Origin of the sequence: Azospirillum sp. B21 (assembly GCF_008364825.1) — a bacterium.
GTDB lineage: Bacteria > Pseudomonadota > Alphaproteobacteria > Azospirillales > Azospirillaceae > Azospirillum.
This window is the reverse complement of the sequence record NZ_VTTO01000006.1, coordinates 214,810-229,764: the sequence shown is the minus strand read 5'-3', so window position 1 is coordinate 229,764 and position 14,955 is coordinate 214,810. Positions and strand designations below refer to the sequence as shown.

General features: G+C 58.4%; 11 protein-coding genes and 1 pseudogene. 10 read left to right on the top strand and 2 right to left on the bottom strand.

From position 1 onward, the window contains the following. Positions 1 to 16 precede the first annotated feature (16 nt). The 8 genes and pseudogenes from FZ983_RS16595 to FZ983_RS16560 all read left to right on the top strand — a co-directional run bounded on the left by FZ983_RS16595 (position 17) and on the right by FZ983_RS16560 (position 9,090). A complete protein-coding gene (locus FZ983_RS16595) occupies positions 17 to 1,081 on the top strand; it encodes a hypothetical protein (RefSeq protein ID WP_149224620.1) in 1,065 nt (354 codons plus the stop codon). A gap of 1,554 nt (positions 1,082 to 2,635) precedes the next feature. Beyond that, a complete protein-coding gene (locus FZ983_RS16590) occupies positions 2,636 to 3,835 on the top strand; it encodes a hypothetical protein (protein WP_149224619.1) in 1,200 nt (399 codons plus the stop codon). A 1,169-nt stretch (positions 3,836 to 5,004) separates the two neighbouring features. Then, positions 5,005 to 5,289, top strand: coding sequence for a hypothetical protein (locus FZ983_RS16585; RefSeq protein WP_149224618.1), 285 nt, complete (start codon positions 5,005 to 5,007; stop codon positions 5,287 to 5,289). 474 nt (positions 5,290 to 5,763) lie between these two features. Next, positions 5,764 to 5,925, top strand: coding sequence for a hypothetical protein (locus tag FZ983_RS34120; RefSeq protein ID WP_188092361.1), 162 nt, complete (start codon positions 5,764 to 5,766; stop codon positions 5,923 to 5,925). Between the two features lie 397 nt (positions 5,926 to 6,322). Further along, positions 6,323 to 6,646, top strand: a complete 324-nt coding sequence (locus FZ983_RS16575) for a hypothetical protein (protein ID WP_149224617.1) — start codon at positions 6,323 to 6,325, stop codon at positions 6,644 to 6,646. A 21-nt stretch (positions 6,647 to 6,667) separates the two neighbouring features. Continuing rightward, positions 6,668 to 7,090, top strand: a pseudogene (locus FZ983_RS16570) (tape measure protein); the annotation flags it as partial. 258 nt (positions 7,091 to 7,348) lie between these two features. Continuing rightward, positions 7,349 to 8,452 carry a hypothetical protein gene (locus tag FZ983_RS16565; RefSeq protein ID WP_149224615.1) on the top strand — a complete coding sequence of 368 codons (1,104 nt, stop codon included), beginning with the start codon at positions 7,349 to 7,351 and terminating at the stop codon, positions 8,450 to 8,452. A gap of 113 nt (positions 8,453 to 8,565) precedes the next feature. Then, positions 8,566 to 9,090, top strand: a complete 525-nt coding sequence (locus FZ983_RS16560) for a hypothetical protein (RefSeq protein ID WP_149224614.1) — start codon at positions 8,566 to 8,568, stop codon at positions 9,088 to 9,090. A 474-nt stretch (positions 9,091 to 9,564) separates the two neighbouring features. Here FZ983_RS16560 and FZ983_RS16555 read toward each other — a convergent pair whose 3' ends face one another. Then, positions 9,565 to 11,073, bottom strand: a complete 1,509-nt coding sequence (locus tag FZ983_RS16555) for a site-specific integrase (protein WP_149224613.1) — start codon at positions 11,071 to 11,073, stop codon at positions 9,565 to 9,567. A gap of 429 nt (positions 11,074 to 11,502) precedes the next feature. Between FZ983_RS16555 and FZ983_RS16550 the strand changes: the two genes are divergently transcribed. Together FZ983_RS16550 and FZ983_RS16545 are read left to right on the top strand one after the other, a co-directional pair. Continuing rightward, positions 11,503 to 12,006: a hypothetical protein gene (locus FZ983_RS16550; RefSeq protein ID WP_149224834.1), complete on the top strand. Its 504-nt coding sequence runs from the start codon at positions 11,503 to 11,505 to the stop codon at positions 12,004 to 12,006. A gap of 412 nt (positions 12,007 to 12,418) precedes the next feature. Continuing rightward, a complete protein-coding gene (locus tag FZ983_RS16545; protein ID WP_149224612.1) occupies positions 12,419 to 14,053 on the top strand; it encodes an AMP-binding protein in 1,635 nt (544 codons plus the stop codon). Between the two features lie 6 nt (positions 14,054 to 14,059). Here FZ983_RS16545 and FZ983_RS16540 read toward each other — a convergent pair whose 3' ends face one another. Further along, positions 14,060 to 14,923, bottom strand: coding sequence for a ChbG/HpnK family deacetylase (locus FZ983_RS16540; RefSeq protein ID WP_247883791.1), 864 nt, complete (start codon positions 14,921 to 14,923; stop codon positions 14,060 to 14,062). Positions 14,924 to 14,955 lie beyond the last annotated feature (32 nt).

Below are 14,955 nucleotides of genomic sequence, written 5' to 3'. Positions count from 1 at the left end.
GGCTGCGGCGGTCGCGTTGATCGATGACAACGTGTTCGTTGATTACGAGTTCGCCAGCGAAGCGGACAAGGCCAACGCCTGGGCGCTGCTGTTGCTCGGCTTCATGCGGAACATGATCAACGGCCCTACGCCGATCCATTGGCTTGATAAGTCAACTCCCGGCGCGGGTGCGTCGCTGTTGGCGGATGTCGTGTCGCTGATTCAGACGGGTGCGGATATGCCCAAGGAAACCGCCCCGACAACGGAAGATGAGTGGCGGAAGAAGATCACGGCGGCGCTTCTCAGCGGTTCCCCCTACGTGTGCTTTGACAATGTGTCCAAGGGACTGGACTCGCAAGCCATTGCGGCGGCTGTAACGTCAACCTACTGGTCTGATCGCCGCCTGGGAGCGAGCGAAACCGTCAGGGTGCCTGTTGTCCAAACCTTCGTTGTGACGGCCAACAATCTCAATGCTTCAAACGAGATGATGCGGCGACTGGTACGTATCAGGATCGACGTGTCGACTGAACATCCTGAAATGCGGACGGGGTTCAAACACCCACGTCTGAAGGAGTGGGTGGAGGAAAACCGTCCGGAACTTGTGCGTGCCTGTCTCACAGTCATTCAGTCTTGGGTTGCCAACGGGATGGCGAAGGGATCGAAGCGCAAGGGTTCCTACGAGGCGTGGGTTGACGTTATGGGCGGTGTCCTGGAGAACGCGGGTATTCGTGCCTTCCTTGACAACGAAGCGGAGGTTGCGGCCAGCGATGAGTCTCTTGAGGCTACTCGTGGATTCGTCGCCGCTTGGTGGGAGGCTGTTGGCAGTGCCCGCGTGCGGGCGCGTTATGGTAAGTCAGCGTCTGAGATTGGGTTGCTGGACATCATGGATGATTTGGACACAAAGCCTGCCGAGTATCTTGAAAAGGCGACTCGGGCAAAACCCGGCGCGGAGACTACAGTTATGGGCACCTATGCCGGATTGATTCGTGATCGTGTGTTCCGGATCGACGGAAAGGACCTACGTGTAAGGCGCTCCACTAAGGCTTCCAATGGTTCTCAGTGGTGGTGGCTTGAAGAACGCGACAGCGCCGACGGAAAGTGATGGAGGGGAGGGGCAAATGCCTCTCCCCCCTTTGTTTGAGTAGGGCATGAGTAGGGCACCCTCCCAACGAGTAGGGTATGAGTAGGGCATAAATCGGGGTGCCCTACTCGTTCAACCCGTTGGAAATCCTAGGTTTTTGACATAAGAGTAGGGCATGTAGGGCACTTTCCTTAATTAGAGGACTATAAATTTTTCTAAAGTACTTTATGTGTATCGCCACACGCTGGGGAGGGAGCGGGCGCCAATGCCCTACTTGCCCTACTCGCAGGCAAAAAACCTAGGATTACCAATGGGTTGAGCGAGTAGGGCACCTATTTTGTGCCCTACTCGTAGCCCTACTTTGCCCTACTCGTAGCCCTACTCACGCTCCACCCGTCGCCTCGAATACGCCCTAACGCTCCCCGACGCAGGCGGATCACGCCTCCCCACCGTCCAGCGCAGGGCAAGCCGACGCGCACTCATGTTCGGCGCTTCATCGATCTCGGGGGCTGGTTCACACCCACCGCAGGCAGCGCCGGAACGAACGCCATGTGAGGCGCACCGATCCCTAAATCGACTGAATCCGTGCCCATTTGACGAAAAATTTATAAGATCCATTATGGAAAACAGCGCCGCATTATCGCGGCAACTCATTGCAAACGCTGGCTTTTTGCGGCGCAAGCTCTAACGAGACAGCAACCCCACGATCCGACTGGATTCCTCGAAATTACGACCGAAAGATGATCGTACGCGCGCCATCCACAACCACGCTCTACACCCAACCTTTGCCCGTCAGTACGCCTGAGATACGTTGCTAGAAATCAGAATTTAACAACCAATCAACGCTTTGGAATGGGTGCCGCCCGGCATTACGGACACGCCAGAGCCGCGCCACGCCTCGATTTTGGGGCATTGCGGGCCAAATACTGCTAACGCTTTGACCCTCTGGAAACGCCGCTTCGCAAAGCCGTGGAAAGCAAAAGCCCTGCCTGCCGCAACGCTCCAACAAAGCAATGGGACCCTGGGAGGGTAGTATGGGGGCTTTCCTGAGAATGGTACAGGTGGCGGGGGTGGTGTGCGGTAACGTTTATATGGTATAATACTGATGTTGGCGCTTCTGGCGCCGATATTTCTTTCTTGCACAACATGTGTGCTAAGGCAAAAATCTAGGTGTGTTTCACAACAAAAGGGAGTCATCCGGGCGGGTGTCTCCCTTTTGTTGTCTTGGCGCATCTCCAGCGCATTCAGACCAAAGTACTTTACTCTGCACCCATTGCGGCGCCCGTCCCATCCTAACTCCCTCCCCTATAGAGAGGACACATAAACCGCCCTTCTGGCTAACTCGGCACCTTATAGAGACACCAACTCCCTTCCTTATAGAGGACACTCTTTCGAACCTCCGTGAGCGGTTGGACCAAAGTACTTTACTGACCGGCTGCCACCACGTATCCGCCAGCGCCTCGCTTTTTGACACCCAACACAAGCGAGGCACTGAAAATGGAACAGCATAAGCAGCGGTACGTCGAGATTACTGGCAATTGCTCTTGGGATGGGCAGTCTCTCATGGGACGGTACATGAGACTGCGCACCCCAAAGATTCCGCGATCCGATCACCCCGAAGCGCCGGTCAAGGTCCATGATCCCCTGCTAGGGATCAACTTCAATATGCGCCGAAAGATGGTGAGTATTGCGGATACCGAGGTGGCTGAACTGTGGGTTAGTCGTGGTGGAACGCTCGCATACTCAGCAAAGTCCGGTGTACTCCCCGCGTTCGCAGGAAAGCGCCGTTCTGTCCCGCAGGATGAGATTTATAGAAGAGATGCGCAGAGCCTTGCCTCTGCCATTCTAAAGCTGAGAGAAACCATCGGCTTCTCCCCTTCCGTCCGTGGCTGGTGTTATATTGCTGAAGAGCATTTCCATCTGACGAAAGGGGAATTCGGCTCTTTCAGCGATCTACTTGTCGAGATGCGTAAAAGCGGTCTTCTTCCCCTCGATATCTGCGCTGAAGATGGCGCGAGGCAATGGTATAATGATGAGGAAATCGACCCGACACCAGAAAAGCACGCTCAATACGTTGTCGAGGTGATGAAGCATCACTGTGCCACATATCGTCCGATTTCGTTCTGGAGCGACAAAGATGTATATATTCAGCTTCTTGTGGAGAAGATCGACCTTGTGCAGCTTTGGAAGGAAATAGCTGGACGCTTCCATATCCCTATTGCTAACGCGCGTGGGTGGAGCGACCTACACTGCCGAGCCACTATGATGCGGCGGTTCCGCGATTGGGAGGATCGGGGGAAGAAGTGTGTCCTACTGTACTGTGGGGACCACGATCCCGCCGGTCTGAACATCTCTGAATCGATGATGAGCAATCTTGCAGAGCTAAAAGACGCACAGAAAGTAAACTGGCATCCACGTAAGCTCAAGATTCACCGGTTCGGATTGAACGCTGATTTCATCGAAGCTCATGGCCTTCCAAAGCTTCATAACCTCGAAACATCAAGTGGTGGTGATCTTTCTCATTCAAGTCATCGAGACCATACAAAGCCGTACGTCCAGAGTTATCTACGCAAGTATGGAAAATGGAAAGTGGAAGCGAATGCCCTAGTCGTTCGTCCTGATGCTGGACGAAAGTTACTGCTGGATACAATTCAGAAGTATCTGCCTCTAGATGCGCCAGATCAGTTTAGAGAACGGCTGTCTACATATCAGCGGGACGTATCAGACGCGATGCGCGCCACGCTGTGTAAGGAGTTCAACCTTACACCACTGTGAAGAAGGAGGATGCTGCGAAGCATCCTCCTTTTGTCTAACAGGAACAAGCCGAGGCCCACGTCCGAAGCCGCCGTCAGGCCTCTTGAGAACAAAAACAGAACATGCCAGTATGCACCCGCTGACCAAGGAAGCAACTCCCCACGTCGGCTCTGCAACGGGGGCGGTGGCATTCAACGTGCTGCCGCCTTCGTTCCTGCAAGCGGGTAGGGCAGTGGGAACCAAGCGGCTCGACTTCCTGGGAGACTGGGCGCGGCATGGGCTTGTGATCCCAGTCCGGTGCAAGCGGTGCGGACACTACGCAGAGTTGGAGCCTGGACCGCTGATCCTGCGGTTCGGTTGGGGGCGTAGCCTTCCTGAGTTGCCTTGGAGTTGCTCACGCTGCGGTGCATCGCGGAAGTACATAGCAAGCGGGCGCGCGGCGCGGGATTGGCGACCATAAGATTCGTACCTACGCGTCAGCGGCGGGCTGAGTTATGCGAAGAGATACCAAAATCAGCAAGACTAAAACGTGAACATGCCTGTTTTGCGGTTATGTTCAACATTAGGAGCGCATTTCGTCGCGCATCGCTTTTCAACACAATCTAGAGACGCTATAAAAGATTAGGTTTAATTAATTTACGTAGGCACATCATGAGAAAGTACGTTCTGATAGCTACCGCAGCGGCATCCTTGTTCGCATCATATGCAGCCTATCCGGCTCAAGCGGCAAGCAAGGCCGCGAACAAAACGCCGAACAGCAAGCGCATAGAACAATGCAGTCGCGCGCTAAGTAAGAATCTAGTCGCCCCGCTAGAGGCGAAGGTGATTAATTCGTACATATCTCCTAACGGGTCATCTGCTTACATCTGCTTCCAAGCTAGAACACGCGGCGGCGGATACGCCCAGGCAGGCGGTACATGCTCCTTCGAGGATAATGGTGCTCTAGAAAAAGCTGAAATCGGCGGGTCCGAGTTTATGCAGAACGTCTACTGCGATCTCGCGACGAAATAACACTAACCGACTTCCGTAAGGTGCCCTTTTATGAGTAGAGCAAGAGCAACGCGAGGCTTCCAACTTAGCCTCGCGTTGCTCAAGCGCTAGAACCGTCCGCCTGTAAGGTAAAAGCGTCCATCTGTACGGCAGAAGAGTACGACGCCAACACTATTTTTCTTGTTGCGCCTGTGACCAAAATGGGTAACTCTATCGATATCGCAACACAAGCCGCAGGCGAAGCAATGATTACGAGCAGCGAAATGTATCAGCATATCGACAATCTGGAACGTGATATTATGCGTGGTGGTAACCAGATACGGGAATTCTTGTCAGGCACCGTCGCACTTGTGAGCGATGTCTTCACCTATGCTGAAGCGCTCCGGACCGAACTCGACGCGGTGAAGGCTGAACTCCAAGCCCTGCGCTCTCCCGTCACCGTTGACGGCGCAGAGGAGGAAACCGCCGTCCCCACGGTTCAGTGAAGGAGAGGCGCCATGTACTTCGTTTATGACGGCGACACGCTGGTAAGCGTCCATACCTCGAAGCGCGCGGCCACTCGCAAGGCGAACAGGTTGGGAGGCTTCAGCGCCGGTTACTTCGTGTCGTGGTGAGCCACCACCCCTAAAGTACTTTAGTCTCCACAAGCCCGCCGCTTCCCCGCGTGCGGGCTTTTGTTTTGCCCATACCTTGAAACTACTACAGTTTTGTAGTAGAATAGTGTGATTGATACAAATGGAGGTATTGAATGAAACCAGTATCTATCTAGAAAATTTATGCAGACTACCTGTCTGCCGAAGAATTTGCCGCTCTTCTCCACATTAATCCCGAAACTGTTCGCCGCGCATTTCGCGCCGGTATTTTTGCGGGATACGCCGAGAGGCGCGGTCGCGGCGGCAAAATACTTATTTCTGCGGACTTCCTCCGTGAGAACAACTCACTGAGGAAGGATTGGAATTATGAAGCCGCATATTAATTACAAGCGCATTGGACCTATGAACAAGCGCCAAGCTATCACCAGCGCAGGTGTTGAATTGAATTGGTATGTCGCCGTCCTTTCCTGCGTCGCGCCATATTATTGCTGGGCTAAACCATTGAAGAAGGACGGACTTGATGAGTGATTTCATTCTTAAGGCAGGAATCGACTTTACGGATGCTGAAAAGTAGGTCAAGGATTTCGCACAACGCACGACAAAGACTCTGAGCGACATCAAAGCCAAGGCGAACGCGCCCGGCGGTTCAAACTCCCGCCCCGGTCAGTCCGGCGGATCCGGGAATGGAAGCGGGAACCGCTCCGCGTTGGAGATGGCAAAGCAGGCTATTGCCAACGAACGAGCCTATCAAACCGCGCTCACCCGTACCGAATCCGTCATTGCCCGCATCGGGCGCTAGATGGATGGCAACACTGCCATGGTGGAACGGGCGCGCGCGGCGTTGGGGAGCTATTCCAGCACGATCCAAGCCTTCGGCGCGCGGTCGATGGAAGGCGCCAGGGCAAGCGGTTAGTTCGCCCGGTCCATGAACCAACTCGGTTCCGAGATGGCTGCGGCCAACGGACTCCTTCCGACGCTCAATCGAGGGTTCGGCGGAGTGATAACGGCGCTTGGCACGCTCTCACCCGCCGCCGGTAGCGCCGCGCGTGATATCGGCACCATCTCGACAGGTCTCAGAGCCGCAGGCGTGGCCGCTGGTGCGGCTATCGGTGTCGTGGGTGGAGTTACCCTAGGCTTCGCCGCAATCGGCGTAGCAGCCATTGCAGCGGGCGCCGCGATGGCGAAGCCGGTGGATTCCATGAACCTCCTTGTCGGCAAGCTGAACGCCGCGACGGGAAGCATGAGCTAGGCTAAAGTACTTTATGCCGAAACCGTCGCCATCGCGAACCGGCTAGGCACTTCCGTTGGCGACGTGGGCACCGCAATGGCGCGCTTCGCTGGCGTAGGGAAGGACATCGGCCTTGCCAATGCCGACGTTGCCGGTCTCACCGAAACCTTCCTGAAATTGGGCAAGGTGTCGGGACAGACGGCGCAGGAAGCCGCTGCGTCGCTGACTCAGCTATCGCAGGCTCTTGCGAGCGGGCGCCTTCAGGGTGACGAATACCGCAGCCTTGCTGAGAATATGCCAGCACTCACCCGCGAGATCGCGAAGGTGATGGGCGTTACCACTGGCGAACTGAAGCGCGTCGCGTCGGAAGGCACAATCACCACTGACATCGTGTTGAAGGCGCTCCGGAACATGACGACGCAGGTGAATGCCGACTTCGCCACGATCCCGCGCACGGTGGAATAGATCAACGCAGGGATCTCGAATCAGTGGGATCAGCTTCTAATCAACCTGGACAACAAGCTGCATCTCTCCGACTTGTACAAGTTCTTTTTGTAGCTTCCGGAGAAAGCCCTTCAAGCGGCGAACAACTTCCTTGCCGGTCCAAAACCGCAGGAACGCGCGCCTGACCTGTAGAGCCAAATCAACACTCTTGATTCGCAGATTGCCCGCAATCCTATCGGTTGGATGCGAAAGGGTCTCCAGAACCAACGCGCCGAACTGGTGAAGGAACTGGACGGCATTCAGACGGATATCCTCCGTTCCGCCGTCGAGACTGGCGAACAGACGATATCCGCCGACGAACGGGCTTGGCAGCAGCGAGTCGATACCGCGAAGCGCGGTGCCGCCGAACTGCGGAAAGCCAACGATCCGGTGTTCAAGGCGAACGAGGAATATCAGGACTCGCTTAAGAAGCTGAATCAGTCCAAGCCGTTTATTTCCAGCGAGGACTACAAGGCGACATTGGACGCCATCACCCAAACCCGCGACGCAGCGATTGAGCGCGCCAACAAGGCAGCCAACGCCATGACGGTGGAAGAAAAGGCGGTGTGGCGCACCGAGGTAGCCTATTCCGCCCTGCGGATGGAACTGGCAAACGCCAAGGTCGCGACGGAAGCCCTGTCCATGGGCGACATGACCTTACTGGACACCAAGGCGCTGGAACGGACCACGGACTTTCTAATCAGCTATGCCAAGCAGGCGAAGATCCTTCCTACGAGCTTGGAAGACCTTGCCCAACGCGCTGGTGTGAGCCTGAAAGAGCTACAGGCAGGGTTCCGCGCCATCGAAGCGGAGACGCTCAAGCTACAGGCGTTGAAGCGGTCGAAGGACCTGGGGATCGAGACGGAGGAAACCAAGCGCCTCGCAGCGGCGACGCTGGACGGTGCCGACGCATACGCCAAGGTCTCCCGTGAGATCGAAGTGGAGCGGCAACTCCGGGCGCTGGGCCTGGACGCGAAGGACAAGGATCTTGCATCCACCCGCGAAGAGATCCGGTTGAAGCTCCAAGCGTCGGAAGCCTCGCGCGAGTACGCTAAGGCTGCGGACTTCGCCCGGAACCTTGTGACGGAAACCGCCACTCCGGAAGAGAAGGCGGTGATGCGGCTTCAAGAACTCTCCCGTCAGTACGCCAAGCTAAAAGAAAGCGGCGCCCAAATCTCCCCGCAGATTGAGACGGCTTTCGAACGTGCCCGTGCTGAAGCGGTGTCGTCAACCGACGTGATGGCGAAGGCGTTCAAGTCATTTGCCGTTAGCGCCGATGATTTCCCCGAAGATGCGGAAGGCGCACGCCTTTTTGTCATCTTGATTAAGGAGGCTCTTGAATGAGCGTAACAAACATATTCTTCTTCCCCGACCGTATCCAGGTGATGACAGACACGCTGGTCTATCACGCTGAGGAATCCTCTCCCGCCTACTTTCGCGGGGGAGGGAAGTTGTAGGTGTGCGATTCCTTCGCCATCGTCACGCGCGGGATTGTTCGCGCTGGCAACGCGGTGAAAGCCATTGCGGAAGGCTTCAGCGACATCGATAGCGCAAAGCCTGCGTTGGATCGTATTCACGACCTCATTGCCGGTGCCAAGCGCAGCGGTGATGACATCTTGAATATCGATTCGGCAGCTATAGGATTCTCCAAAGAAATCGGGGATTTTGTAGCCTACCGATGGGAGATGAAGGAAGATCAAACGTCGGTTAACTTCTCTTCTTTCCCGCGCGGGATGCACCTTGCACCCGTAATGCACGGCGCAACGCTTCCGCCCCTACCGCCAGAACTGAGCGATGAGCAAATCGTGAAGATTGCTCTAGCTCAACACACTACAGTTAAGCGTATGGGATTCAGTAGCGTGTGTATTGGCGGTGAGATGCATCTTACTGAACTTACTAGAACGGGCATCGTTCAGCGAACCATCGGGCAATACCCGGACTACGCTGAGATGCGCGATACCATTCCTACATTGAAGGATTAAAGACATGAGGCAAGCACCCCAAATCCCTATTAACGTGCGCAACTTCCGTTCTGACTGTGAGGATCTAGCCCGTAACTTTGACCTCGATTTTCAAGCGATCTATGAGGACTCTTTGGAAATCTTCTAGGCTGACCCTACGCGGGAAGGGGCTGAGGCAGCCGCGAAGTTCTACACAGGCATTGTACGTGAAGCGTGCGAATCCGTTGTTAGCGGAACACTTGAACTGATCGAGACTCACCGGCTAAACCGCCATCAGCGGAGAACGTTGAGGGTTGAAGAGAAACTTGAAGTGTTCGCGTATAACATGGAAGCGGCGCTTAGTCATTTCCTGGCTGCGTATGTAGAATCAGCGGTAAACGGTACGATGGGAGATATCGCGGAAGCTGGTCATATGTTTGAGAGCATGATTCAGGAAATCTTGTTCTGGTGAATCGAGAAAAAGGGCGCTCCAATAGTAGGAGCGCCCTTTTTGTTTTAGCGGAGTTTGGAGAAGTCGTACGGGGAGATGTCGATTGTGTGCAGCTTCTTCCGCAGGATATCCAGCGTCGCGTCGCGGGTGCCATAGCCTGCGTTGGTGCGCCCTTTGGCCGCTTGTCCAAGCATGAGGTTCCGGTACTCTTCCTCGACGCCTGCGGCCTTCATCAGGTTGTTCAGATTGTGTCGCAGGGTGTGTTGGTCGCCAAGGTCGATCCCGCGTTTGTCTTCAATCGCCTTGCGCAGCTTCGCCATTCGTTCCTGATATTGCGCGGCATAGTCTGACCCGCGCCACTGGGGGAAATCGAACAGCATCGTCTTTTCCGCGCGCTTGCGTTCGGCAACGTATTCCTCAAGCCCGAGATCATTCCACAGAAAATCATGGATCGGCGTAAAGCGCGCTTCGTCGGTCTTGACCGTGCGATTGTCCTCAGTACGCGGGCGGATGTGGATGCAGCGCACGCCCCATTGCTCCACCACTTCATCAACCCGCAACCCGCAGATTTCCTCTGCACGCGCGCCTGTGAAGAAATAGAACAGGAACGGCCAGCGCATTGAATCGGACTTGAAGAACTTCGGCAGTATCTCAGTTAGGGTAACATTCACCATGGCGGGAGCGATGTAAGAACGGTCAAGTTCGTTGCCGTGACCTTTCTTCGTGTTCTCATCAACCGCGAGATTGTTAAAAGGGTTACTGGGAACGTACCCTTCATTGACGGCGAAGTTGAAGGCCGCGCGTAGCTTCTTGAGACGTTGGTCACAGGTTCCGTGCGACAAGTCGGTGCGTGAGTGAAGGTAGTCACGGTAATCCCGTGCATTCTGTCTCGTGATCTTGTTTATCGGAATGTCTTGTTGGTTCGATAGATAAAGGTCCTGCGCCGCGCGGTACTGCCGTGCGGTGTCCTTTGACTTCGTTTCAGTCTTGAGGAAGCGGTTGAACAACTCGGTAACGGTAAGCGTCGCGTCGAAGGCGTCGCTCATGATCGGCGTAACGGGCGCTCTCAGCCGCTCTATCAGCCTGCGTGCGGTGTCTAGTCGCGCGCTGGTGACGCTGATGTACTGCTCGACGCGTACCATCTCCACGACGCTATCCCGCGCGCTGCTCACCCGTCTCGCGGCTTCTTCTAGCACGGCTTCGCTGGCTTCCGCGTTCGGCCAACCCGACGCGGCGAAGTCCAGCAGATCAATTAGCTTCGCTTCGTCGGTGGCGCCAAACCCGTCGAGGTAGCTACGGGCATCCGCACGCTCATTTTCCGCGCGTGTGGCTTCGTCCTTCTCCGCAAGCTGGCGCTCCGCACCGGCAAGCTGTTGGAGGAACTCCGCAATGATCACAGCAGCATTGTTGCGGACTTCGCGAGTCAAATCACTCGACCCTAACGAGCGTCTCAGATTCGTTACGCCGATCACCGGGCGAAGATGCGCCGGAACCTTGATATCGACCATGAGCCGCTTGTTGTCGGAGCGTCGAACAATGTGCTCTGGCAGGACTTCTTTGTTCGCTTTAACCATATCAATTTCCCCCATTCTTTCCCCCAATCTATCCCCCATGGAGTGAGGAAACAAGCTATTTCTTCGCTATATCAATGCGCTAGGGGAGGGTGGTGGAAATTCTCCCTGAACCGCCAGTCCTTTTCGCCGCCGGGCGCCGCCGCAGCATGCGGACTGGTGCCGGCGGCGAATTTTTGTGCCCGGCCGGTGAACCCACCGTTTCCGCGCGTCAATAGGGGACTTTCGCAACCCGATGCTTGCAACGCGTTTAATCCAACGTTAAGGACATCGCTTCACCGTTGAAGCGTGCCTTCGGTATGAAAGAGCGGCACGATCCGTGCCGGTCCTCCGGCCGGCATGTCGCGCCGAAACACTGCGCCAAAGCAACGCATAGCTGCCGCATCGGGTCCGGGTTTGTGCATGGAAGACCAAGAGTTGGATCGGTCCCTGATGGACGGCATTCCGCCGGATGAACTGGCCGACTTCGCCCGGTGGCGGGATCGCGTGCGCGGGACCAACATCTCGGAAAAAACCCTGCTCGCGACCGATTATCTCAATCACTTCAACGAAATCGTGATGCTGATCGAGATGATCCCGGACATGCCGGACATGCTGGAGGAATGCCGAATTTGGCAGCCCAAGAGCTACGCCGAGCATTTCCGCGACAGCGGCTTTTCCGACAAGGAACTGGCGATCGAGGCCTACGGCCATGTGCCGTCCAAGTTCCGCCGTCCTTTCGAGGACACCATCGCCCAGGCCCATCAGGTGATCGCCCACACGCTGGAGCGGATCGGAACCGACATCGACAGTGGCGACCCCGGCAAGCTCCGGATGGACTGCCAGACCTCCGTCGCGATGATCCACCGCATCATTCAGGTGGCGAACGGAATCATCCACGGCACCGCTCATGTCATGGAACAGGGCGAGATCGATCTTTATCTGCAGAACGGATGAGTTTTTCTGCCGGAACCCATACTTTCGTTGCGAAACGTGCGTCTTACCAACGGAAAACAGGCGTTTTCGATCACTTGTCCCGGCATGAATGGCGATTGATGGTGTACCCACCATTCGTTCGTTGCATGGCTCACAACCCCTCCCTGGCACTATAGTCGGATCATAAAAGATAAGACGGAGGCGTGTTCATGCGTCCTCTGCGGGGGGAGATGGAGCATTGCCCATGAAGGGATGCGCATTCGCACCGGCTGATGGCATGGCCGTGTCTGAACCGCGCGTGTGGCGGGGCAACCCGCCCACCGATTACGCCGGCCCCACTCTTCCCGTCGTCCAACGGGTGGAGGCATCCCAACGCACGGCACCGGAACGCGCGGCACCGGAGCGCCCGGAGCGACCAGGGCGTTCGGAGTGCATGGCGCCCTCGGGCCATCTCGACAGCTTCACCCGCGACCGGTTGCCGGCCCCGTCCCAGCGCCCGGACCTCATTCTCGAACGCCCGGAACTCCGGTATCCCGAACGCCTCAACGCAGCCTCCGCCCTGATCGATGGTTGGCGCGAGCGCGGCTGGGACGACCGCCCCTGCCTGATCGGCGGCGACGGGGAGGTGTGGAGCTACGGCCGGATGCGCGACACCGTCGACCGCATCGCCCGCGTCCTGACGGAGGATTACGGGCTTGTCACCGGCAACCGTGTGCTGCTGCGCGGACCCAACACGCCGATGCTCGCCGCCTGCTGGCTGGCGGTGATCAAGGCCGGCGGCGTGCTGGTGCCGACCATGCCGCTGCTGCGCGCGCCCGAACTGGCCGACGTGCTGAAGCGCGCGGCCATCGACATGGCGCTCTGCGACACCCATTTCCTCGACGATCTGGAAGAGGCGGCGCTGCCGTCGCTGCGCATCGTCGGCTTCCACGACGGCGAGCTGGAACACCGCATCGCCACAAAGCCGGCGGGCTTCGTCGCTGCTGACACGGCGCAGGACGACGTCGCGCTGATCGCCTTCACCTCCGGCACCACCGGCACGCCCAAGGCGGCGGCCCATCTGCACCGCCATCTGCTGGCGATCACCGACCTGTCGCCGCGCTCGGTGTTGGGGACGGGACCGGACGACGTGTTCTGCGGCTCGCCGACCCTGGCCTTCGCCTATGGGCTGGGCGGGCTCCTGCTGTTCCCGTTGCGCATCGGCGCCTCCGTCATCCTGCTGGAGCGCGGGACCGCGGACCGGCTGCTGGAGGCGGCGACCCGCCACAAGGCGACGGTGATGTTCACGGTGCCCACCGTCTACCGCGGCATGATCGGCCGCATGGCCGCCGACCCGGCGCTGGCGAAGGGGCTGGCCTCCCTGCGGCTCTGCGTTTCGGCCGGGGAGCCGCTGCCCCAGCAAGCCTTTGAGGGCTGGCGCGATGCGACGGGGCTGGAGATCCTCGACAGCCTGGGCACCACCGAGATGCTGAACGCGGTGCTCCACGCCGTGCCCGGCGATGTCCGGCCCGGCTCCACCGGCAAGCCGGTGCCGGGTTATGAGGCGATGGTGGTCGACGACCAATTCCGCCGCCTGCCGCCGGGACAGGTCGGCCGGCTGGCGGTGCGCGGTGCGACGGGTTGCCTCTATCTCGACGATCCCCGGCAGGAAAGCTATGTCCAGCAGGGCTGGAACCTGACCGGCGACGCCTTCCACGTCGATGAGGACGGCTTCTTCTGGTATCACGCCCGCACCGACGACCTGATCGTCTCCGCCGGCTACAAGATCTCCGGCCTGGAGGTCGAGAACATCCTGCTCAGCCACGAAGCGGTGCAGGAATGCGCGGTGATCGCCGCCCCCGATCCCGTGCGCGGCACGATTCCCAAGGCCTTCGTCGTGCTGCGCGACGGCGTCTATCCCGACGAGCGTCTGGCCGAGGAACTGCAGAGCTTCGTCAAGGATCACATCGCGCCCTACAAATACCCGCGCGCGGTGGAGTTCCTCGACGCGCTGCCGCGGACGGAGACGGGCAAGGTCCAGCGCTTCAAGCTGCGCCGCCGCGCCTGGCAGCCGGACGACGCCGAGTAACGGATTTTATCCGGCCAGGCCGGCGAAACGGGTCAACCGGATGTTGCGCTGCTCCAGCAGGGCGGCGAATTCCGGTCCGCGGAGGTAGTCGTATTCGGCACGCCGCGGCTCGACCAGACTGTCGACCCGGCGCAACTCCTCGTCGGGCAGGCCGGGGTGGACCATCACCAGGGTCCGGCCGTCCATACCCTCCAGGAAACGCGGCATCAGCTCGGCGAAGGGACGATTGCCGGCGAAGTCGTAGACTCCGGAGAAGCGGTCGTTGGCCGGAATGCCGCGCGCACGCACCATGCGGGCCAGCCCGCCGCCGAGCCCGCCGATCAGCAGGGTCTTCGGCACCGCGACACGGCGACGCAGGACCGCTGCGACCGGCTCTCCGCACAGGCGGACATAGGCGCCGGGCAATGCTGCCAGCGCCTCCACCACCGCGTCGCGCACACCGGGCAGTTGGTGGACATGCTGGTGGCCGTCGATGTAGTCGGGAGCGGCACCCCAGGCGTCGGTGAAGGCGGCGATCTGGCGTGACAGTTCGTCACGGATCTCTGCCCGCGCGGCCGGCGCGCTCAGTTTCCCGCGATAGGCCCAGCCCATCAGCCGCCCCAGCGGCGGCAGCCGTCCATCCGGCGCCAGCGTCGGCATCGGCCCCAGCGGCAGCTGGTCGGTCAGGGTGAAGTGCAGCCCGACGTCAGCCTTGTCCTTCAACTCGCGCAGGGCCGCGGCGCCGGTCCGCCAGTGCGGGCAGAGGCTCATGACCGAGGTGGCGGTGAGCCTGCCATGGGCGATCAGGTCGCGGATGGCGGTGTTCACGCCGGGAGCAAGCCCGTAATCGTCGGCACAGAGCAGGAGCGGGATCGGGGTGTTCTGGGGCATGGCCGGATCGGGACGGGAACGGTTGGGTCCGG

Excerpts from the sequence above, each read along its gene's own strand:
- FZ983_RS16590 (WP_149224619.1), top strand. The coding sequence starts at position 2,636 with ATGAGACTGCGCACCCCAAAGATTCCGCGATCCGATCACCCCGAAGCG.
- FZ983_RS16550 (WP_149224834.1), top strand. The coding sequence starts at position 11,503 with ATGGACGGCATTCCGCCGGATGAACTGGCCGACTTCGCCCGGTGGCGG.
- FZ983_RS16555 (WP_149224613.1), bottom strand. The coding sequence starts at position 11,073 with ATGGTTAAAGCGAACAAAGAAGTCCTGCCAGAGCACATTGTTCGACGC.
- FZ983_RS16545 (WP_149224612.1), top strand. The coding sequence starts at position 12,419 with ATGGCGCCCTCGGGCCATCTCGACAGCTTCACCCGCGACCGGTTGCCG.
- FZ983_RS16585 (WP_149224618.1), top strand. The coding sequence starts at position 5,005 with ATGGGTAACTCTATCGATATCGCAACACAAGCCGCAGGCGAAGCAATG.
- FZ983_RS16540 (WP_247883791.1), bottom strand. The coding sequence starts at position 14,923 with ATGCCCCAGAACACCCCGATCCCGCTCCTGCTCTGTGCCGACGATTAC.
- FZ983_RS16575 (WP_149224617.1), top strand. The coding sequence starts at position 6,323 with ATGAACCAACTCGGTTCCGAGATGGCTGCGGCCAACGGACTCCTTCCG.
- FZ983_RS34120 (WP_188092361.1), top strand. The coding sequence starts at position 5,764 with ATGAAGCCGCATATTAATTACAAGCGCATTGGACCTATGAACAAGCGC.